We start from the raw sequence: 17,794 nt of genomic DNA on the forward strand, positions 1-17,794 counted from the left end.
TCAAAAATTAAAAACAATGAATTATGCAACGCAACATCATATCGGGACTTATCAGCCTGCCCGAAGAGAAACGGCAACAGCAGTTGCACCGACAGTTGGGCGAGTTTGCAAAATGGCTACAGAAGCCAAAGGATGCAAGCCAGGTGCAGAAAGACAAACAGAAAGCCGTACCAATAGCAATGCTACCAATGGTATTCTAAAGTGTACGTTCCTGCCCAAACTGCAAATAGCACAATCTGTACAGGCTTGTCAGAAAACGGAGAGGGATTTTTACAAGTCCCTTTCCAAACTTGCCGAACATTATAGCATTGAGCCGATACAGACCAAAGATTTTGAATTTCCCTACAATATTGCCTTGTCCATGTGGGATGTAGAAACTAAAGTAAAACGCACCAACTCCAATTGGGATAGTTTCAAATTAGTACAGGATAGTAACAGAATATTTCTGACAAGCGAGGAAAGATATAATACAGGTACAACCTTGTATTATATTCCAATTGTGCCACTCTTTAACATGCTCAAAGACCCGAAGTGTAAAAAAAATGCACAGTTGCTTATATCGGTATGCAGTTACCTGTATCATATTGCCGACATACCGTATTACAGGCAGGAAGACAGCTACCTGTATTGGATGTACGAAATGCACAAAGATTGGGTAGAACAGGATGATGAAACGGAAGATACAGAAACCTATAAGCGTGAATTTCGTGAAGCTGAATATGTTGGCGACCGTATAGAACAACGGATATTCAACCGCACCAATCTAAAGGTTTTTGAACAGCGTTTGAGCCGTTTTAAGTGCCGTGATACTTTCGACAACGAATGTTTGAATGTGGCTTACAATGCCTTCGCCCTTTATACGGAATATCCGACAGCAAGTGTTTTCAGAAACGCACCGATGCACGAAGAAGACCCAAATAATGAGGATTGCGAAAACGAAACCATCGGGATGGAAAAGTATATCTCTTTCATTGCCGATACCAAAGGTTGGCTGTATGAAAGCCTTTCGGATTGCATCAATAACGAGTTTAACGAATATGGTGCAATGGACGAGCCGACCATTTGCAAATCATTTGACAGAAGCAAACCAACACAGGCTAACCTTGATTTTGAGAACCGCCTTTTTGCCTTACTGGACGACCTATGCACACTATTATATGACTATAAAAGAACAGGAAAATGAACAACGAAAATAACATAGCCGAGACTTTCGGTACATTATACCATCCTAAATCCGCTTTGGTTTTCTATGAAGCCACAGGAACGGAAACTGCTATGTACGTGGAACATTTCGATATGGATCGCAACGGAACACCCATCAACGCCCACCCATTGACAGTAAAAGAAGCCAATGTACTGGCAAAATCATTACAGACTGATAAAGAAAAAAGTAAAGCCTTTTTAAAGCCAATGGGAATTTTACCGACCAACATTCTGCATATCAATCCGAGCGAAAAGGGCACGGTGCTATGGTACACTAAAGCACAGCAACGGAAGCTGTATTTTGTAAATGGCTTGGACATACCTAACGGAACGGCACAAGTACCGCCAATGCTTTGGTTTGCCAATAAAAACAACCTTGCAGTCTTTGCCCTTGCAACAGATAGAAGACCGACAGAAAAAACGCCATTGCATTATGCTCCCTTTTTCAATATCTATGAAGACGGCAAAGTGTGTATGGGTACGGTAACAATTGACATTAAAAAATCGGCTTCGGTTGAAGAATTTGTACAGGCGTGGGAAAGCTATTTTTTTAACAGCTATTTTAGCCACTTATTGGGAAGCCACAGCCCCATAAAAGGAAATTGTGTAAATGTATGGAAAGACCTTATCGGAACAGATAAACCCTTTCCTAAAGAAGTATTGAAGGGAAATAATAAAACACTTAAAAATCTATTGTGATGAATACGGAAAAAAAAGCAGTCCATTTTACGGACAACTATTTAATAAGCCCTACCAACCCGATTTCGGTAAACCTCATCGGTGCAGGTGGCACAGGTTCAAAAGTATTGACCGCCTTAATGGAAATAAACGAGAGTTTGATAGCTTTAGGACATGCAGGGTTGCAAGTACGTTTGTGGGACGATGATATTATAACAAGTGCAAATTTAGGCAGACAGCGTTTTTTTGAATGTGAAACAGGATTGTACAAATCCGTTGCATTGGTAAACCGCATCAACCGCTGTATCGGTTCAAACTGGAAAGCCGAAACAGCAAAATTTGAAAAGGATAAGTTTGGCAGACTGCCCGAAAATGCAAGGGCAACCATTACCATTACCTGCGTGGATAATGTGCAGGCAAGGTTTGGCGTAGCTGAAATCCTGAAAGAAGCAAGCTCCCGCAGACATTACCAAGACGAGCCAAAATATTGGCTGGACTTCGGCAATAGCCAAGATACAGGGCAAGTGTTACTATCTACTATCAGTGAAATAAAACAACCCCACTCAGAAAAGTACCAAACGGTGGCAAACCTGCCATTTGTTACAGAAGAATATGGAGAATTGCTAAAGCAATCAGAACAAGAGGACAACACGCCAAGTTGCTCACTTGCCGAAGCATTAGAGCATCAAGATTTATTTATCAATGCATCATTGACGCAAATGGGTTGCTCCCTACTGTGGAACTTGTTTCGCAGGGGAATGACAGAATATAAAGGATTTTTTCACAATCTGAAAGACTTTCGCACCCACCCGATAAAAGTCGCCTGACCCAAAAGTCGGGCGGCAAAAAGACACTCCCTCCCGATGGTCGGGGCAGTCTTTTTGCATCAAAGCGGTGCAACCCCTTTGCCAAAATGATAAGGCTCTGCGCCACCATCACGCATCATTTTATCAAAGAGGTTGTGTTCTATTTGTGTGGGATATTCATTATCCCATAGTTACATTTGGAGAAATTACTTTCTTTCGTGAGTTCAACGAAAAAGAAAGTAACAAAGAAACCACCATTACTCAAATTGTTTAAAATATTCATTTGCTATTTCGCATACGCCTGGACTGAAATATCGACCACCATCATAGGTAACCCTAATTGCCTTTTTGAGTTCTTCCGGGTCTGCTCCTTTTAGTATATATCCTTTTGCTCCGCAGTTGAGCATCTTCACCACATCTTTTACATCATCGTTTACGCTGAAGGCCAGAATACTGATATTCGGATATGCTTGAAGCAATATTTTGGTAGTGTCAAATCCATTCATTACAGGCATACTTATATCTACAACTAATACGTCAGGAACTACTTCTTGTTGTTCCATTTTTTCTATTGCCGATTTACCGTTATCTGCTTCAAATATGATTTCAAAATCATCATCGCTCTGAATAAATTTGCAAATACCTTCTCTAAGCAAATCGTGGTCATCTACGAATGCTACCTTAATTTTCTTTTCTTTTCTCATTTCCTTTATTTCTTTTAATAAGATTAAACACAACACCGAGAGGTTTAGGTAAATGGGACTTTTTGTTTGCGGGAGGTAGGTAACTATTAAAAAGATCAATCTCAATATCCCTAACATTGTAACAGTTGAGCCATTCTCGAAAATGGTCTGTCTCATCAGGTTTGAAGCGTACTATCTTTCCGTTTTTAAGAGATATGATGTATGTATCTATACAGAGGGAAAAGGCTGACAAGTGTGATACAGGGTAGCCAAATTCGGGGTAAAAGATTTCTTTGCTGTCCATAATCTCAATGTTTACTAAGTTAGCGGACCTGCAAAAAATAAGGCGCAGGCAAGCACACTTATCGGCATTAAGGCACTGGTACGCCTGACCCCCAAATAAGCGAGCGCCCACGCCTATGACGTGAGCGTTCCTACTTATCTGTTCCGGGGTTATAAAAATTACCAGTTTTTAATGCGGAACTTAAAGCAAAAACACTTTAAGATTTTTATATTTTAGGTTACAAAGATACAAAACTCGTTCTTAAATGAAAACACGTAGGTCAAAAAGGTTAGTTAATCTGCTTTATGGGATACATAGTTTTGTTCCAATACAGCCATTAAATCTGTTTGCTTATAGATAATTTTCCCTCCAATCTGTATAAACGGCAGGATATTATCATCCCTGTATTGCTGTAAAGTCCGTTTGCTGATATGGAGCATCTTGCATACATCTTCGCCTGACAGATATATCTCCCCGTTCATCACTGGACGGTAGTTTTGCAATATACTCTCGATGCTATTTTTAAGCCGCATTATCATTTCCTGATGGGTAATGATTTCTTCATTTTCATTCGTGAGTAAATCCATTTTCAACAGTATTATTCGGTTGGCCAGCTTCGAGTAAAGCCTGCACATCCGAGCGTTTATAATAGTTCTTGCGGTTCAGTTTGGAATATGGCAAAAAGCCTTTATCCTTGTAAGTCTGCAAAGTCCTTTTGGTAATGTTCATCATCAGGCACACTTCCTGGTTATCGAGCCATTTTTCATCTTTGAAAATGGGCGCATATTTATGTATGGCATTTTCGGTAAGCTCCAAAAGTGCCTTCAGTTCTTTCGTCATTCCGTCCAATGCAGATTTTTGTATTGCGATAACTTCCATAGTTTGCTCAGTTTTTCCGTGGAAGTTGAATTTATAAAGACTTAGCACTGAGCAGGAGAATGTTGCAGGGTTTGGCTTTGAGAGGCAGTGTTTGGCGGGTTACTATCCCTATAAATCAAAAAAATCGGATAACCTTTTGGGCTATCCGATTTGCTTTAAATCTGTATTATAATTATCTGCGTTGGGCAGGTTGTTCGGTATTTACCGTTGGCTTATCTTTTTTCTCACGGGAATAGACCCATAGCGATAACAACCCGAATATGATCAGTGCATAGGCTAACCATTTACCAATCCGTTCAACAAATTTAATAAATACCGAACTTTCATAAGATGAAAAGCCCTCTGCTCCCATAGGGCCGCGCCTGTAGAACTTTCTTCGGTTAATCCAATAACGAAGTCCCAAGCCGGCAACCAAAAATATTATCCCGATAACTAATGATGCGACCATATCAAATACACTTTAAATCCACATTTTAAATTTACGAAAAAATTCGCCTCGGCATACCTAAAAAAAGAAATCCTGCTCTTGTGGCAGGATTTCTTTTTTTAGTCGTTACTGTTAAACTGAAAACTTATCTGCTTTTCATTCCCGAAGCTGTCGGAAATCCAAACCTCAAAAGATTGAGATACGGCAGAAGTAGAAGTGTAATACAAACGAAACTGCTCCGTTGGCAATGTGTAAAGGTCATTTGGCAAGTACGGCGGTTCATCGTAATATCTCAATGTGCCTTGCCCGTCAAACTGGAAGTAGCGCAAAAAATACTGTGTATTGCTGTAGTTGCCTGTACGCTTTATAGTAATGCGTATTTCTACGGTTTGTCCGTTGGTGACATCTTTAGGCACAGGCATTACATTCACCTCGAAAGGGAAATCATTCTGTATTTGGAGTTCGTCATCTTTGCTACAAGATACCAATGTAACCGAAGCTGCGAGGATTGCCAACACTACATATAACGGCAGTAGCCCCATTCTGATTTTATTAAATATCGCTATCATTTTTTTATACGTTTTAAAAGTTAAACCTCAATCCCAAACCTGCCGATGGTCGAAACTGTTGCAAATCGGTACCCCAAAGAACTTTTGTACGCCCTTGTAGGACAAGTACAAAACGGTCGGACAGGTACGTTTCAAATGTTAAGCGACCACCTGCTCCGTAAATAAAATTGTCGTCGCTCAGAAGCTTTGCACCATCGTTCAGCATGGGTTCACCCTTGTTGATGGTTTCGTAACCGAATACCCCCGTTATGCCCAGGTTGAGGGCAATGTTCTTTCGGGCATCGCCTAACAAAAAGAAGCTGTAACCACCCTCTGCAGAATACGTTTCCTGCGGTATGCGCAGATCTTTATAATCGTGGTACCGGTGGGTATATTCCAATGCCCAAAGCTGATAGTTTCCGTTTTTACCATTTACAGTCATTGCTGCACTGATGTAGTAGTCATTACCAATCTTATCGTTCGATAATACGCCGGTACTTATCTCCAGTCCTTTCTGTTTTGGCAACATTCTTTGCGCCTGTACACCCGTGAAGCCTATCAGGACAAGCATCACGGTATAGATATACTTTTTCATATTCTTTGTTTAAATGATGATTAGAATTTAAGGTGCATATCGTTGATCAACTGGGCTCTGATTAAATCGGAATTTTCGACCTGCAAAGTCTGATGCCTACCTCCATTCTTCTCGAAAATCTCAATCAGCAACACCTTGTCATCGGCGATGGTAAACTGGTCTAACAGGAATACATTTTGCTCGACCGATTTTCCAGCGATACCGTTCAATGGTTTATAAGTTCTCAAAGGTGTTAATGGGCGCTCCTGTACTACTGTACGTTTGGCTACTTTCTTATCCGCTACTTTGAAATTGATAAAGTCAATCTCAAAAGGCACATTGGTACGGTTTCTCAATTCAGTATGGAAATAGTATTTGCCGTTGTGTATGTAAATCCCTTTCAGAACAAACTGAATACCGAAACTCTTAGCCCCGATATGCTTTACAATACGCTTGTCTTTCTTGTAAATGGTTTCCAATAGCAAGCCTGCCAGTGAGGGAGAATTATTGCCCAGTTCTTCAAAAAGCACATCATTTCCGTTTGCTTTCTCTACTGCCTTTTGCATTGTAAGCAAGTCATAGCTCAATGCTTCAGGACAGGAGCTGTAATGCACGTTGAAGCTGTAAAAACGCCCGTCATTAGTGATTACGGAGAAATTCGTTTCTGTTTTAAAATCCCTTACTGCTGCTTTTACACGCAGTACATTTTCAGCATCTTCCGCTTTTCCGGCAATCAGGTATTCGCTTCCCAGATCCACATATCGAATGGCGGTCGGAAAAATCAGGTGCGATGTTTTATCGTAGGTTACTTCCATACGGTAGGGTTCTATCTTGCCCAATGAAAGTGGTTTTCTGATGCTGTCCTGTGCATAGGACTGTATAGCAAAGCTGAGTATTAAAGCGAATGCCAAAAAGGTTCTTAAATGATTTTTCATTGTTTTACTTATTTGAGTTAAATATTATTTTTTAGACACAAGGAAGACCTGATAGCCTGCCTTTAGGGTAACTTTAGGTGTACGTACCTTTTTGGCGAAATAGCCCGAAATACCCTGGACTACGCCACGGCTAAGGTCAGCGGCAACCTGTTGTCCGGCATTTTGCGTTAGCATTACACTGGTGCCACCTGTCTGGCTCATATTTCCCGCCATTTCTGTGAGGGCATTCATTTCGGGCGAGTATGGAACGTATAAGCCCTGCTGTCCGTCCAAATCGTAAATTGTAATATCCACAGGGATGATGTTGCCCTCCAGTTCTATTGAGGTAACTTTCAGTTGTAGCCTGCCATTCTGAAATTTGGCATTGGCCGTAACAATGGTTCCTTTCGGAATGGTACGTTGAGGCGTGTTTGCCGGTTCCAATAGGCGCAGCTTTACGCCTGTTTCGCCAATAACAGTTTTTGCTTCATGTACACAGGCTTTGATACTGTTTTTTGGTTGCACTGCCTGGTCCACAGAACCGGCGGTGTAAAAACCACGATTCTTTGTTTCGCTATAACTGGCTAAGAAAGCACTATCGGTAGGTTCGCGGTACAAAGCCGATACGGCATTCTTCCTCACAGGTGTAAATCCTACAAAATGCTCCTTTTGATTAGTGACCGAAGTTCCTGTGACGGTGCTTTTGTCGGGGGCAGCTTCTCCAGTATTGGTATTGCCCTGTGGAAGATACTTAGCTGCCATTTGGTAGGATTTCTCCATTAATGTCAGTTGGTCATCAACGGTTGTAGGCTTTGGTACATCTTTTTCAGCCAGCTTTTCTTTCAGCTCGTCCAACTGCTTGCGGAGTTCCGTAGTTTCGGAATTGTTATCCTGATAAAACGAACCCAACGTGCTTTGTGCATTACGGTAACTGTTCAAGGCAGTATTGCCATTTCTTCCCGAACCTTTGCCACCGCCACCATAGTTGTTGTTTTCCTCGTCTTCATTAAGCTGCCCGTTGGTCGAATCTTCTTTACCTTCGGTATTCCAGTAGTCGGAAAGTGTTGCCAACGCATTGCGTTTTTCCTGCTCTTTGCGTTCGAGCATTTCCTGCTCGTAAGCCTTGCCCTTGTCAGCGGGCATTCCCGGTTCGGTAGCCTGTGGTACAGCATCGTTCAGTCCGATATTCTCCACTGCCTTTTTATCCTTAGACGGTTTAAATATCAGATACATACAGCCGAGAAATACCACGCCCATCAAAAGGAATATGAGTGGCTTTTTGAGCTTATCGACTTTGTTCTGTGTGCCATCTTGCAGCACATCAGCGGTTGTTGCCTGGTTCCCCTCTGTCACCCGGACAACCGATTTGTTGTTCTCATTTTCTTTCATAAAACTGATTTTTAAAAATTGTTGATACTGTGTCCTGTAATCTTGGCGGACTTCCATTTTTTTTGAGGACAGGGTTTTCGATATGCTCAATGACAATACCGTTACGGGACTTTGAGGTGTCGTAAAAAACTTTGCCGATAACCCCTGCGGTAAGCAACAGATAACCTACGAAGAGGTATAGTGTATATTGATGCTGTTTGCGCAGTGGTAAGGCCCGCCAGCGTTCATCCAGCTTGTCAAAGTACCTATCCATATTTGCTCTTAATTTTTTCATAGCCTTACTGTTTCTGTTGTTATAGCTTGAAACGTTTTGGACTATTTGCCGTATTCAGCTTCGGATCATTGACCAATGCGACCGCCTCCATCGCTTTAGGTGCCGATAGTACAGACAGGTTTGCCAGTTCCGATTTTTTGAGCAATTGCCCGAAGCCGTCTTTTTTAATTACCTCCATCTTGTTGAGAGAGAATTTGCCATCCTGGTATTTTACCCACATATTACATTCTACACGGGGCTTGTCTTCTCCCGACCATTGCAGGTAACCGGTCAGCAACAAATTTTGCTCAGGCAGGGTGTCCGCACCTTTTTGGCAGTTTTCGAGGTACTTGCTGATGCTGTCTTTCAGTTTTCCGGCATACGCACCCTGCGTATGGAAATAGCCGTTATATCCTTTATCGGTAAGGATTTTGGCGAACGTGTTTAAATCTGATAATGCTTCCATAAGATTGTTTTTAGCGTTCGATAACCTCGACGTCTTTGTTTTCGACAACCGCAAACTTTTCGATATTGAAGCCCTGTGGGTTGTTGTCGGATCGAACGGAGTTGACGAGGTAGCAGGAGGTGATCAGGTTACGCCTGGTTACATTGCTCGAACGGATGATGAATTGTTTGGCGTAGGTACGTACCGCATAGGGGTAGTTGTCGAAGTTGCACACCACACTATCCACTTCTATGCGTTGCTGTACGTTACCCGAAATGATACGGCTGTAATAGCCTTTCTCCGACAAGTCCTTGTAATAATCGAAAGCACTTTTGTCCGCAAGGTTGAACGCCCTGCTCATATTACTTTCGATGGCGTTCTTATCGGGAGCCAGCGTAAAGAAAAGCTCGTGAAAACGTCTGACGTGCTCCCTTGCTTCAACCGGGCGGTTAATGCTGGCATCTTGCGATAAGGCAAGCATCAGGGATTTGCCATTATCCAGTACATAGATTTTCTGGCGTTGTTCCTCTGCAAAGCGGTAGGATCGCCATACGGCGTATCCTACCACGCCAAGGCAGAGGACAGAAAACAAAATGGCATATAAGCGTATCTGCCTAAAGCTGTTTTCTATATTTCTTAGCGTTTTAAATTCCATTTTTTGAATGATTAAATGTTTATCTATTCATCAGCTTACCGCCGATGTTTCCAACTGTTGAACCTGCTCCTGCTCCGGCAAGGTTTCCGGCTTTCATTGCAGTCTGGTTTACATTGCGTGTAAAGTTTCCTGCACCTCCGGCTTGGATTACCCAGCCCGTTACTGTCGGTATTGTGAAATACCCGATGATGCCTATAATCATAAAAATGATATAAACCGTATTGCTGGTATCGGGGATGTAGGTCGGGTCAGCCAGCATTGCAATGTCCCTTTCCAGTATGAGGGATTGTATTCGTGCAAGCATTGAGCTGAACAGATCCGAAACAGGAAGCCACAGGTAAACGCTCACATACCTCGTGAGCCACTGTGAGAGCGTACTCTGAAAGCCATCCCACACGGAAATAGCAAAGGCTATTGGTCCGAGTATGGACAGGACAATCAGGAAAAACGTTCGTATGGTATCAATGACCAAAGCTGCTGCCTGAAAAAGTATTTCCAGTAGATTGCGAAACCAATCTTTTATGGCTTTCTCGATCTTGTAGGCTTGCCTGTCCATATACATACCTGCCATTGTTCCAATGTCGGAGGGCGACCAACCCAGTTCATCCAGTTTTTTATCAAACTCTTCGTCTGATACCATATAGGCGGTTTCGGGGTTCCTTACCATTGCCTCATATTCCAGTTGGTCTTTCTGCTGTTGCAGCTTGTTCAGGTCAAGTACCTGGTCTTCGAGTATTTGGTGGGTTCCCGTTACAACAGGGCTTAGTACCGCATTGATGGTTCCCAGTACGATAGTCGGGAAGAACATAATACAAAGCCCTAAAGCGAATGGGCGCAGCAACGGGAAAACATCAATAGGTTCGGCACGGCTTAAAGCCTGCCAAACCTTTAATGCCACATAGAACAATGCTCCCAATCCCGCCAGTCCTTTAGCCACTGCCGCCATATCGCCTGCAAGCGGCATCATATCGTCGTAAAGCGAACGCAGGAGTTCGTGAAGATTATCCCATTCCATAGTTTACCAGTATTTTTGGTTAGCAGTTCCGTAGAGGTCAAGCACCCTTTGGGTATCATTTTTCTTTTTCGCTCTCAGGTAGCTTACAGAAATGTTCTTATTGGTGTAGTAGCGTACAAGGCTATGGTAATCCTTAACCTCTTTGTACACACGGTCAATAATATCCATGCGCTCTTTGTCGTTCAGTGAAAGGCTTGATGACGTTACGATCTGCTTTAACTCTTTCAGCAGTTCGGTACTCTCATTGAGCAGTGCTGAATAACCGTTGCCGATGGCGACCAATTCCTGCGGTTTGAAATTGGGGTCGTTCATCATCTTGCCGAAATTCTGTACATACATTTCGGACACATCGCCAACTAACAGTACAGTTTGCTGTACTTTCCGGGCATCTTTCACAAGGTTGTTGATAGCTTTCAGCTTATCGTAGTATTCCTTGCCCTGGTCATACACTTTTTTTACTTCGTTGAAGTTCTTTACCACGTTGCTCACGGTGGAGGAAGTCTGTACGATTTCGTTCGCACTGTTGAGAATACCCGATGCCAAATTCGCAGGATCGGTTACTACCCATTGGGCTTTTGCTGAAGGTGCTACGGCGAACATCAGTGCCGTACACACCAGATACAATACTTTTTTCATTGTTTCTGAATTTTAAATGTTAATGACTATTGATTTACCTTATCCCGCCTTTGCATTGCAATGTGCTTAATGGCGAGTTCTACATTGCCGTCGAGTTCGGAAGCGAGCTGCATCACTTCCATTTTTTCGGTTTCTTCAGTTGTGTATGCGAGATACTCTTCGAGGCTAACTTCGGTGGCATAGACTGCCGAGTGCGTACCACCTAAGCCAATCCAGACCTCTTTGTACAGTCGGCTGGCATCGTTGTTCATATTGATGGAAAGAACCTGTCCTTTCTCTTTGTCCGTAAGCCCCAGCATCGCCTGTATATCATCAAACTTGTTCATATACTTTCGCTGGTCGAGAAGGATTTTACAATCGGAATTATTGATGATACTTTCTTTCACTATGGGCGATTGGATAATGTCATCCACCTCCTGTGTTACGACAATCGCTTCACCGAAAAATTTCCTCACCGTCTTAAAGAGGTACTTGATGTATTCAGCCATTCCCTCTTTTGCTATCGCTTTCCAGGCTTCTTCAATCAGGATTAGCTTGCGGATACCTTTCAGCCTACGCATCTTGTTGATAAAGACTTCCATAATGATAATGGTCACTATAGGAAAGAGGATCTTGTGGTCTTTAATCGCATCAATTTCAAATACAATAAAGCGTTTGGAAAGCAGGTCTAATTGCTTGTTAGAGTTTAGCAGGTAATCATACTCACCACCCTTGTAGTAGGGTTCGAGTACATTCAGGAAGTTGGCAATATCGAAGTCTTTTTCCCTTACCTGTTTTTCCTGCAATACCTTGCGATAATCGCCCTGTACATACTCGTAGAAGCCGTTGAAAGACGGATACATATCGTCTGCTTTGATACGTTCTATATAACCGCTTACAGCATTGGAAAGAGCAACCTCTTCAGAGCGTGTTGGGGGTTCATCATCACGTTTCCAAAGGGTCAGTATCAAAGTCTTGATACTTTCACGCTTCTCGATGTCGAACACGCCATCATCAGTGTAAAATGGGTTAAAGGCAATGGGGTTGTCTTCGGTGTAAGTGAAGTAAACACCATCTTCGCCTTTGGTTTTTCCTTTAATAAGTTCACATAAACCCTGGTAAGAGTTTCCGGTATCTACCAACAGTACGTGTGCACCCTGTTCGTAATACTGCCTTACCATATGGTTTGTGAAGAATGACTTACCCGAACCTGACGGGCCAAGTATGAACTTGTTCCGGTTCGTAATAATCCCACGCTTCATAGGCAGATCAGAAATATCCAAATGGATAGGTTTTCCTGTAAGCCTGTCAGCCATCTTGATACCAAACGGAGAGGGTGAATTATGGTAGTTGGTTTCTTCTGTGAAGAAGCACAATGCAGGCTCGATGAACGTGTAAAAACTTTCTTCACTCGGAAAATCGCCTGCGTTACCCGGCATTCCGGCCCAATACAAAGTGGCTACATCAGTTGTGTTATGCCGTGGCTTGCATTCCATTAGTGCCAGCGCACTACCACAGTCGTTCTTCAACTGTTTCAGTTCGGCTGGGTCTTCTGACCAGGCCATAATGTTGAAGTGCGCACGAATGGAGGACAGCCCGAAGCTATGGGCTTCGTTCAGGTACTTTTCTATCCACTCTTTGTTGATTTGGTTGGCACGGCTGTAACGGGCCAATGAGTGCATATTCCTTGCTGACTTTTCAAACTTTTGCAGGTTGTCTTCGCTGTTATCCAAGAATATATACTGATTGTAAATGTGGTTACAGCTTAACAGTAATCCCACTGGTGCGGCAAAGGATAATCGGCAGTCACTACGGTCGGTAGATAGCTTTTCAAAACGTGTATCTGCCGATACCGTTCCGGGTAAATCGTCGGTATCGGATAAGGTGTGCAAACTCAACCTTTTGTTGCCGATGCGTACTTCTTCCGTTCCGAGGGCTATGTCCTGCATTGGTGTTCCGGCTTCCCTTGCTAGTGTGAGGTACTGCTCCAGTAATCCCTGCTTGTCTTTTGTTCCGATAATCTCATCTTCGCTAAGACGTTGCAGGCTAAAAAAACCACTGTCGTTAACGATACGTTCAAACTGTGCGACTGCTTCCATAAAGCGGTGTATCGTTTCCTTGTTCCTGATTTCCTTTGGTATCAGCGTACCCTTGCAAAGCGAACTGAAGTTGCTTTGCATCCGCATTCTTTCCTTAGTGGTCTTTGTAAGGAATAGGTAGCAATAGTGATTTAAGAACGGACGCTCGTTGAAATGTCGCTGGTAAGACTTTGATAAAAAGCTCTGGTCTTCCTGTGCCAAATCGGGAGCATAGTTCTCTTTAATGTACCAATCCTGTTTGTGAATGACCGTAAAATCAGGCAGGGTTTTGATGGCCTTGTGCCAGGCGGAATGAATGGCCTCATATTCGACAGAAGCTACTGTGAACAGTTCAGGCAAACGCACTTCAAAGCAGGCAGTAATATCAGCATCTTTGGAAAGGATGCAATTGTTCTCTACTGCCAACAATGGAAATTTGTTTTCCAGTGTGGTGGTCTTTGCTGCATTTCTCATAGGGCGTTTGATTTAGGGGTGAACTTTAAATAGCGATGCACAGGCTTCCGGCAAATGATGTATCGAGGATGCCGTTTATTCGCAGCAATTTTCATCAACCCATGTTCGCCGTATTTTCTATTGAGCGAAAAGGTCTGCCATATAATCAGCGAAGCGCCGCCTGTTCCGAGGAAGAGGCAGATGTAAGAGTTTACACCTGCCATATACAGTATCATCACCAATATGAGCGTACCGAGCAGCCCACCTGCAAAGATGAACAGGTATTGTGCTTTCAGCCCTCTAAACTCCACTGTTCTTCCAATGCCTTTGTTGATATTGTATTTCATAAGGCAAAGGATTAAAGGAAGAATGAACGTAAGATGGTAGCTGCAACAATCAGGAAGATACACGCACCAAACCACGAAGCCGCTGTCTTCGATGTGTCAGGATCGCCGGAACTGAACTTGTTGTACACCTTAACGCCTCCGATGAGCCCAACCACCGCACCGATAGCGTAGATTAACTGGGTTGCGGGGTCGAAATAACTTGTTACCATTTGGGTGGCCTCGTTGATACCTGCCGAGCCGTTTCCCTGTGCGAAAGCACCAATTCCTGACAGCACTGCCGCTACTGCCAGCAAACCTTTTTTTCTTTGTTTTTCCATAATTGAAACGCATTATTTTGTTACTGTTTATCCCGCACCTTGCGAGCTTTCGGGACAAATGTCTTATGGAAAAAGAGGGGTTATAAGAATGTGGCAGTCTAAGGAAGTGTTTGGCTGTGAGTGGCTTTATAAGAAGTGTTTGGGCAAAAAGAAACGCCAAACTTTTTACAGTTTGGCGTTTACTAATCCGGTTTTCATTTACATCTTTCGCCCCTTTTTTCTATCTGGTTTTTCAGTGGTTTTTTGCAGGTTCTTTTCGGTTTTAAGGTTGCTTTTAATCAGATCCGCAAGAAAGGTTTTTTCCCAGGGTATTTGCTTTGCGGTAAACTGTAATGTCAATCCCTGCTTTGCCAGTCCGTGTGTTAATTCAAAGCCGTAGTGCCTGTTCCATCCAATCCTGTCAAGCAGTCTTTCAGAAGGAAAACTCACAGCGATTAAATCTTTGGGAAGCTCTTTGATATTCCGGTAATCAGGTTCCTGAAATTCGTGTGTCTTTGGATTGTATGGAATGGTGTAGGTTCTTTTATCTTCATCATAGTAGTTCTGGATATCCGAGAATACAATTCCCTTAGAAAGAAAATCGTCTTTAGGTCGTAGCATATCCATACGAATGTCCACATAGAACGTATGCCCTACAATATCTACCGTTGGGAGCATCCCTTTATTTACACGCAAATCGTAGGCTTTCTGGTCAGTTACATTACTTTCCGGCCTGATTTCTGACTTTTTCTGCTGAATACTGGCTATCCAATCAATGTAGCCTCTTGCATCATCAATGTTGTGAGGTACGGACTTTCTCTGCCCTGACATCTTGCTATCATCAAGCCCAATAACAAAGCCGTGATTAGGGAACTCATCTGACCTGTAAACAGTGATAAGATTATTTACGTCTTTGTCGGCAACATTGTTTTTGTGACTGGCTATTGTATATCCTTTATATTCCTCGAATATGTAATCAGGGTCATCTTTACTAATCATACCTGTACTATTAAATTGATTGACAATACTTTTTATCTGCTTGCTACGCCTTTAAAAACAAAGGGGAGCTATCTTTTCAGACAAACTCCCCAATGTCAAAATCACTGAGATCACTTTTCCGCGAGGATGAAGAACTGTTATCCGTTTCAGTTGAAAGTGTGCCATCCAAAAGCTCGGCAATTTTTCGGGATGCACCTTCTATTGAATTTTCCAGTAGGCTGAATAATTCAGTTCCCTGTAATTTCTGAACTATGGCTACCGCTGTTTCCTTTTGAGCCTGCTCCAAACTCTCTTTTTGAAGCAACGCCCCTACGGAGCTTAGTTCGTCGTAGGTAACCCCTTGGGCAAGACTGTTATCGCCACCGGATATCCCGTACCTGTTCCATTCTTCTTCCTCTTCTTCCAAATCAGGCATGTTACTGAAAACTTCGTCCAGTTCTTCCTGCGGAACCTGAATGCCGACGATTTCATTCTCGTCGTATTCAATGTCTAAATTATCGGGGTTTATCACCTGTTCCGCTATTTGGCGTTCTTTGGCGTTCTTTGGCATTGAAAGGCTTCTTACTAGCTTAGGTTGCCCCATAATATCGGGCAGGTTCGGATTGACTTTCTCCTGTGTCGGTTTTTGCGGCAACCTTTTATGAATGACAATTTTATCCTGTAATAGCAGTACAATGACGATTAGCAGGCATATCACAATTATTATTTCCATAATCAAATACTTTAAAAAATGGGTTTAAACTTTTCGTTAAAATCATCTGTGATCGCCTTTTCAAACATTTCAAAATGATGTTCAAGTATATTATCGAGGTAGGCGTACAAGGGTATCTCATCCTTGCCAATTACCTGTACAATGCGGGATAGCCGTTCGTGATATTCCTGACGGATATAAATGCTTTTATCCCCTCGTTTTGTCATTGAGTGGGTTTTCAAAAAATGATCGCCATAACCTCCATCAAGGGTTTTCTTGGCCCTATTTCTTTCTCTCTGTGAGGGTTTGCCAGGTAATATGTCATCCTGTTTTTCTACATCCTTTATTGTGGGCTTTTCCGGTTCTTCAGGTGGTTCGGGCGGAAGCTGTATGCCATCTTTTTTGATACCGTCCACCATCAGGTTCATCATCAACTCTTCGTTGATGTCCGGGATCACTTTTCTTTTATTGTCTTTCTCCATAGCACCTATAATTGAATAATTTTTAAAAACTCATTGATAAAATGGTCTAACTGGCAGGCTTTCATCAATCGCTCATCAGGGGGCATTAATGTTGAACGGAAAACCGTTTTGCTGTCCATTTCACTTTCTTTGCGAAAACGGGTGCTGCTTTTGATCTGGCTCTCCATCAGGCTTAACCCCAATTGTTCAATAAGCTGATTGTACACATCATATAAGGGGGTGCTTTCCCGTCCATCCACCTGGTTCCAAAACAGGTTAATGGTTTCTATGGAAGTTTCACCCTTTTTCATAATCACATCCTGCAAAAGCTGGGTGAATATGAGCGTACTTTCCATTACAACACGGTCAGCCGTGATGGGCGTAAAGATGTGGTTCATCCCTGCCAATGCTTGCAGTATGCCGGGAGTATTCACAGTTCCGGGCAAGTCAAAGAATACTACATCAAACTGAACGGAAGCGTTTTTTACATATTCGTGGGCCGCTTCCAACACGCTATCTGCTTTGTGCTGCATAATCTCATAAGCCTTTTTATTGATACTCATAAATTGCTTATACGCCAGTTTTTTCAAAGCCTCATTTTCCATTACCATAGCCAAATCACGAGCCTTCATTTTCATCAGGCTGTGTTGAGGAAAATCCGCATCAAATACGGCTACGTTATAGCCTAACCGGTAGTGCATGATACTTGCAACAAGCGTAGTAAATGTGCTTTTGCCAACTCCGCCTTTTTGTGAAGAAAAGGCAATAAACAGGGGTTTCTTTCTTGTGTCCATATATTTAAAATTTAAAGTTTACTTTTTCCGTTTTCAGCCTTGCAGGCTTTCAGGCACGCCGCACTGATTTCATGCTTCCTTGCAGTGTAGCTATCAGGTTTGCCTGCGAGAATTTCTGATGGCCAGCTAGCTTCCCGTAAAGCGGGATTTCTATCTCTCCTGCATGTTATCAGTCAGGTCTGCCGTCATTACCTCATTCCGTCCGTCATCCGTTCTGTCAGGCAAGCCTGATATTTGGATTGCAGGCGTTCACGCTTTCTAACATTCCTGCTTTCTTGCATTCCTGCAATCAGGCAGGCAGGATAGCC

At 42.8% G+C, this 17,794-nt stretch carries 24 protein-coding genes; 3 read left to right on the forward strand and 21 right to left on the reverse strand.

The genetic code is table 11. The features are described 5' to 3' along the window. Positions 1-16 precede the first annotated feature (16 nt). Genes J2Y60_RS07495 through J2Y60_RS07505 form a run of 3 tightly spaced genes read left to right on the forward strand, consistent with a single transcriptional unit; the run spans position 17 to position 2,708 of the window. The gene (locus J2Y60_RS07495; RefSeq protein WP_309915609.1) at positions 17-1,183 is read left to right on the forward strand and encodes a hypothetical protein; all 1,167 of its coding nucleotides are present in this window, start codon (positions 17-19) and stop codon (positions 1,181-1,183) included. Next, positions 1,180-1,902 (forward strand): PRTRC system protein B, encoded by a 723-nt coding sequence (locus tag J2Y60_RS07500; protein WP_309915612.1) that lies wholly within the window; start codon positions 1,180-1,182, stop codon positions 1,900-1,902. Before J2Y60_RS07495 ends, J2Y60_RS07500 begins: the two co-directional genes overlap by 4 nt. Beyond that, entirely contained in the window at positions 1,902-2,708 is an 807-nt protein-coding gene (locus tag J2Y60_RS07505; protein WP_309915615.1) for a PRTRC system ThiF family protein, read from the forward strand. Before J2Y60_RS07500 ends, J2Y60_RS07505 begins: the two co-directional genes overlap by 1 nt. Positions 2,709-2,944: 236 nt before the next feature. Here the strand turns inward: J2Y60_RS07505 and J2Y60_RS07510 are convergent, their stop codons facing one another. The 21 genes from J2Y60_RS07510 to J2Y60_RS07610 all read right to left on the reverse strand — a co-directional run bounded on the left by J2Y60_RS07510 (position 2,945) and on the right by J2Y60_RS07610 (position 17,486). Then, positions 2,945-3,391 (reverse strand): response regulator transcription factor, encoded by a 447-nt coding sequence (locus tag J2Y60_RS07510; RefSeq protein WP_309915617.1) that lies wholly within the window; start codon positions 3,389-3,391, stop codon positions 2,945-2,947. After that, positions 3,369-3,674, reverse strand: coding sequence for a hypothetical protein (locus tag J2Y60_RS07515; RefSeq protein WP_309915619.1), 306 nt, complete (start codon positions 3,672-3,674; stop codon positions 3,369-3,371). Before J2Y60_RS07515 ends, J2Y60_RS07510 begins: the two co-directional genes overlap by 23 nt. Before the next feature lie 272 nt (positions 3,675-3,946). Further along, a complete protein-coding gene (locus tag J2Y60_RS07520; RefSeq protein WP_309915622.1) occupies positions 3,947-4,240 on the reverse strand; it encodes a helix-turn-helix domain-containing protein in 294 nt (97 codons plus the stop codon). Continuing rightward, positions 4,221-4,532 (reverse strand): helix-turn-helix domain-containing protein, encoded by a 312-nt coding sequence (locus tag J2Y60_RS07525; RefSeq protein WP_309915625.1) that lies wholly within the window; start codon positions 4,530-4,532, stop codon positions 4,221-4,223. The genes J2Y60_RS07520 and J2Y60_RS07525 overlap by 20 nt, the downstream gene beginning before the upstream one ends. 172 nt (positions 4,533-4,704) lie before the next feature. Further along, complete coding sequence (locus J2Y60_RS07530; RefSeq protein WP_309915628.1) at positions 4,705-4,980, reverse strand: molybdenum ABC transporter permease; 276 nt, start codon at positions 4,978-4,980, stop codon at positions 4,705-4,707. A 98-nt stretch (positions 4,981-5,078) separates the two neighbouring features. Continuing rightward, a complete protein-coding gene (locus tag J2Y60_RS07535; RefSeq protein ID WP_309915631.1) occupies positions 5,079-5,528 on the reverse strand; it encodes a DUF3872 domain-containing protein in 450 nt (149 codons plus the stop codon). A 13-nt stretch (positions 5,529-5,541) separates the two neighbouring features. Next, positions 5,542-6,102 carry a conjugal transfer protein TraO gene (locus J2Y60_RS07540; RefSeq protein ID WP_309915634.1) on the reverse strand — a complete coding sequence of 187 codons (561 nt, stop codon included), beginning with the start codon at positions 6,100-6,102 and terminating at the stop codon, positions 5,542-5,544. A 20-nt stretch (positions 6,103-6,122) separates the two neighbouring features. After that, positions 6,123-7,016 (reverse strand): conjugative transposon protein TraN, encoded by an 894-nt coding sequence (traN, locus tag J2Y60_RS07545; protein WP_309915638.1) that lies wholly within the window; start codon positions 7,014-7,016, stop codon positions 6,123-6,125. Between the two features lie 24 nt (positions 7,017-7,040). Continuing rightward, entirely contained in the window at positions 7,041-8,441 is a 1,401-nt protein-coding gene (gene traM / locus J2Y60_RS07550; RefSeq protein ID WP_309994580.1) for a conjugative transposon protein TraM, read from the reverse strand. After that, entirely contained in the window at positions 8,371-8,658 is a 288-nt protein-coding gene (locus J2Y60_RS07555; RefSeq protein ID WP_309915644.1) for a nitrogen regulatory IIA protein, read from the reverse strand. Before J2Y60_RS07555 ends, traM begins: the two co-directional genes overlap by 71 nt. Before the next feature lie 19 nt (positions 8,659-8,677). Then, complete coding sequence (locus J2Y60_RS07560) at positions 8,678-9,103, reverse strand: hypothetical protein (protein ID WP_309915647.1); 426 nt, start codon at positions 9,101-9,103, stop codon at positions 8,678-8,680. A gap of 10 nt (positions 9,104-9,113) precedes the next feature. Continuing rightward, entirely contained in the window at positions 9,114-9,737 is a 624-nt protein-coding gene (gene traK, locus J2Y60_RS07565; protein WP_309915651.1) for a conjugative transposon protein TraK, read from the reverse strand. Between the two features lie 19 nt (positions 9,738-9,756). Continuing rightward, a complete protein-coding gene (traJ, locus tag J2Y60_RS07570; RefSeq protein WP_309915654.1) occupies positions 9,757-10,752 on the reverse strand; it encodes a conjugative transposon protein TraJ in 996 nt (331 codons plus the stop codon). 3 nt (positions 10,753-10,755) lie between these two features. Continuing rightward, positions 10,756-11,388, reverse strand: a complete 633-nt coding sequence (locus J2Y60_RS07575; RefSeq protein WP_309915657.1) for a DUF4141 domain-containing protein — start codon at positions 11,386-11,388, stop codon at positions 10,756-10,758. A gap of 26 nt (positions 11,389-11,414) precedes the next feature. Further along, positions 11,415-13,919 carry a TraG family conjugative transposon ATPase gene (locus tag J2Y60_RS07580; RefSeq protein ID WP_309915658.1) on the reverse strand — a complete coding sequence of 835 codons (2,505 nt, stop codon included), beginning with the start codon at positions 13,917-13,919 and terminating at the stop codon, positions 11,415-11,417. Further along, positions 13,916-14,245 carry a DUF4133 domain-containing protein gene (locus J2Y60_RS07585; protein WP_309915662.1) on the reverse strand — a complete coding sequence of 110 codons (330 nt, stop codon included), beginning with the start codon at positions 14,243-14,245 and terminating at the stop codon, positions 13,916-13,918. Before J2Y60_RS07585 ends, J2Y60_RS07580 begins: the two co-directional genes overlap by 4 nt. An 11-nt stretch (positions 14,246-14,256) precedes the next feature. Beyond that, positions 14,257-14,562, reverse strand: coding sequence for a DUF4134 domain-containing protein (locus J2Y60_RS07590; protein WP_309915665.1), 306 nt, complete (start codon positions 14,560-14,562; stop codon positions 14,257-14,259). Positions 14,563-14,760: 198 nt separating this feature from the next. Next, complete coding sequence (locus J2Y60_RS07595; RefSeq protein ID WP_309915668.1) at positions 14,761-15,540, reverse strand: hypothetical protein; 780 nt, start codon at positions 15,538-15,540, stop codon at positions 14,761-14,763. Between the two features lie 76 nt (positions 15,541-15,616). Next, positions 15,617-16,252, reverse strand: coding sequence for a conjugal transfer protein TraD (locus tag J2Y60_RS07600; RefSeq protein ID WP_309915671.1), 636 nt, complete (start codon positions 16,250-16,252; stop codon positions 15,617-15,619). Between the two features lie 11 nt (positions 16,253-16,263). Next, positions 16,264-16,713 carry a DUF3408 domain-containing protein gene (locus tag J2Y60_RS07605; RefSeq protein ID WP_309915674.1) on the reverse strand — a complete coding sequence of 150 codons (450 nt, stop codon included), beginning with the start codon at positions 16,711-16,713 and terminating at the stop codon, positions 16,264-16,266. Positions 16,714-16,718: 5 nt separating this feature from the next. Beyond that, positions 16,719-17,486, reverse strand: coding sequence for a ParA family protein (locus tag J2Y60_RS07610; RefSeq protein WP_309915676.1), 768 nt, complete (start codon positions 17,484-17,486; stop codon positions 16,719-16,721). Positions 17,487-17,794 lie beyond the last annotated feature (308 nt).

This window comes from Arcicella sp. BE140, assembly GCF_031456255.1.
Classification (GTDB): domain Bacteria; phylum Bacteroidota; class Bacteroidia; order Cytophagales; family Spirosomataceae; genus Arcicella; species Arcicella aquatica.

What these genes read in the sequence shown, in the direction of transcription:
- J2Y60_RS07555 (WP_309915644.1), bottom strand. Translation starts at nt 8,658, where the DNA reads ATGAAAAAATTAAGAGCAAATATGGATAGGTACTTTGACAAGCTGGAT.
- J2Y60_RS07510 (WP_309915617.1), bottom strand. Translation starts at nt 3,391, where the DNA reads ATGAGAAAAGAAAAGAAAATTAAGGTAGCATTCGTAGATGACCACGAT.
- J2Y60_RS07560 (WP_309915647.1), bottom strand. Translation starts at nt 9,103, where the DNA reads ATGGAAGCATTATCAGATTTAAACACGTTCGCCAAAATCCTTACCGAT.
- traK (WP_309915651.1), bottom strand. Translation starts at nt 9,737, where the DNA reads ATGGAATTTAAAACGCTAAGAAATATAGAAAACAGCTTTAGGCAGATA.
- traJ (WP_309915654.1), bottom strand. Translation starts at nt 10,752, where the DNA reads ATGGAATGGGATAATCTTCACGAACTCCTGCGTTCGCTTTACGACGAT.
- J2Y60_RS07600 (WP_309915671.1), bottom strand. Translation starts at nt 16,252, where the DNA reads ATGGAAATAATAATTGTGATATGCCTGCTAATCGTCATTGTACTGCTA.
- J2Y60_RS07530 (WP_309915628.1), bottom strand. Translation starts at nt 4,980, where the DNA reads ATGGTCGCATCATTAGTTATCGGGATAATATTTTTGGTTGCCGGCTTG.
- J2Y60_RS07540 (WP_309915634.1), bottom strand. Translation starts at nt 6,102, where the DNA reads ATGAAAAAGTATATCTATACCGTGATGCTTGTCCTGATAGGCTTCACG.
- J2Y60_RS07575 (WP_309915657.1), bottom strand. Translation starts at nt 11,388, where the DNA reads ATGAAAAAAGTATTGTATCTGGTGTGTACGGCACTGATGTTCGCCGTA.
- J2Y60_RS07610 (WP_309915676.1), bottom strand. Translation starts at nt 17,486, where the DNA reads ATGGACACAAGAAAGAAACCCCTGTTTATTGCCTTTTCTTCACAAAAA.
- J2Y60_RS07585 (WP_309915662.1), bottom strand. Translation starts at nt 14,245, where the DNA reads ATGAAATACAATATCAACAAAGGCATTGGAAGAACAGTGGAGTTTAGA.
- J2Y60_RS07605 (WP_309915674.1), bottom strand. Translation starts at nt 16,713, where the DNA reads ATGGAGAAAGACAATAAAAGAAAAGTGATCCCGGACATCAACGAAGAG.
- J2Y60_RS07500 (WP_309915612.1), top strand. Translation starts at nt 1,180, where the DNA reads ATGAACAACGAAAATAACATAGCCGAGACTTTCGGTACATTATACCAT.
- traM (WP_309994580.1), bottom strand. Translation starts at nt 8,441, where the DNA reads ATGGAAGTCCGCCAAGATTACAGGACACAGTATCAACAATTTTTAAAA.
- J2Y60_RS07520 (WP_309915622.1), bottom strand. Translation starts at nt 4,240, where the DNA reads ATGGATTTACTCACGAATGAAAATGAAGAAATCATTACCCATCAGGAA.
- J2Y60_RS07505 (WP_309915615.1), top strand. Translation starts at nt 1,902, where the DNA reads ATGAATACGGAAAAAAAAGCAGTCCATTTTACGGACAACTATTTAATA.
- traN (WP_309915638.1), bottom strand. Translation starts at nt 7,016, where the DNA reads ATGAAAAATCATTTAAGAACCTTTTTGGCATTCGCTTTAATACTCAGC.
- J2Y60_RS07590 (WP_309915665.1), bottom strand. Translation starts at nt 14,562, where the DNA reads ATGGAAAAACAAAGAAAAAAAGGTTTGCTGGCAGTAGCGGCAGTGCTG.
- J2Y60_RS07515 (WP_309915619.1), bottom strand. Translation starts at nt 3,674, where the DNA reads ATGGACAGCAAAGAAATCTTTTACCCCGAATTTGGCTACCCTGTATCA.
- J2Y60_RS07595 (WP_309915668.1), bottom strand. Translation starts at nt 15,540, where the DNA reads ATGATTAGTAAAGATGACCCTGATTACATATTCGAGGAATATAAAGGA.
- J2Y60_RS07495 (WP_309915609.1), top strand. Translation starts at nt 17, where the DNA reads ATGAATTATGCAACGCAACATCATATCGGGACTTATCAGCCTGCCCGA.
- J2Y60_RS07525 (WP_309915625.1), bottom strand. Translation starts at nt 4,532, where the DNA reads ATGGAAGTTATCGCAATACAAAAATCTGCATTGGACGGAATGACGAAA.
- J2Y60_RS07535 (WP_309915631.1), bottom strand. Translation starts at nt 5,528, where the DNA reads ATGATAGCGATATTTAATAAAATCAGAATGGGGCTACTGCCGTTATAT.
- J2Y60_RS07580 (WP_309915658.1), bottom strand. Translation starts at nt 13,919, where the DNA reads ATGAGAAATGCAGCAAAGACCACCACACTGGAAAACAAATTTCCATTG.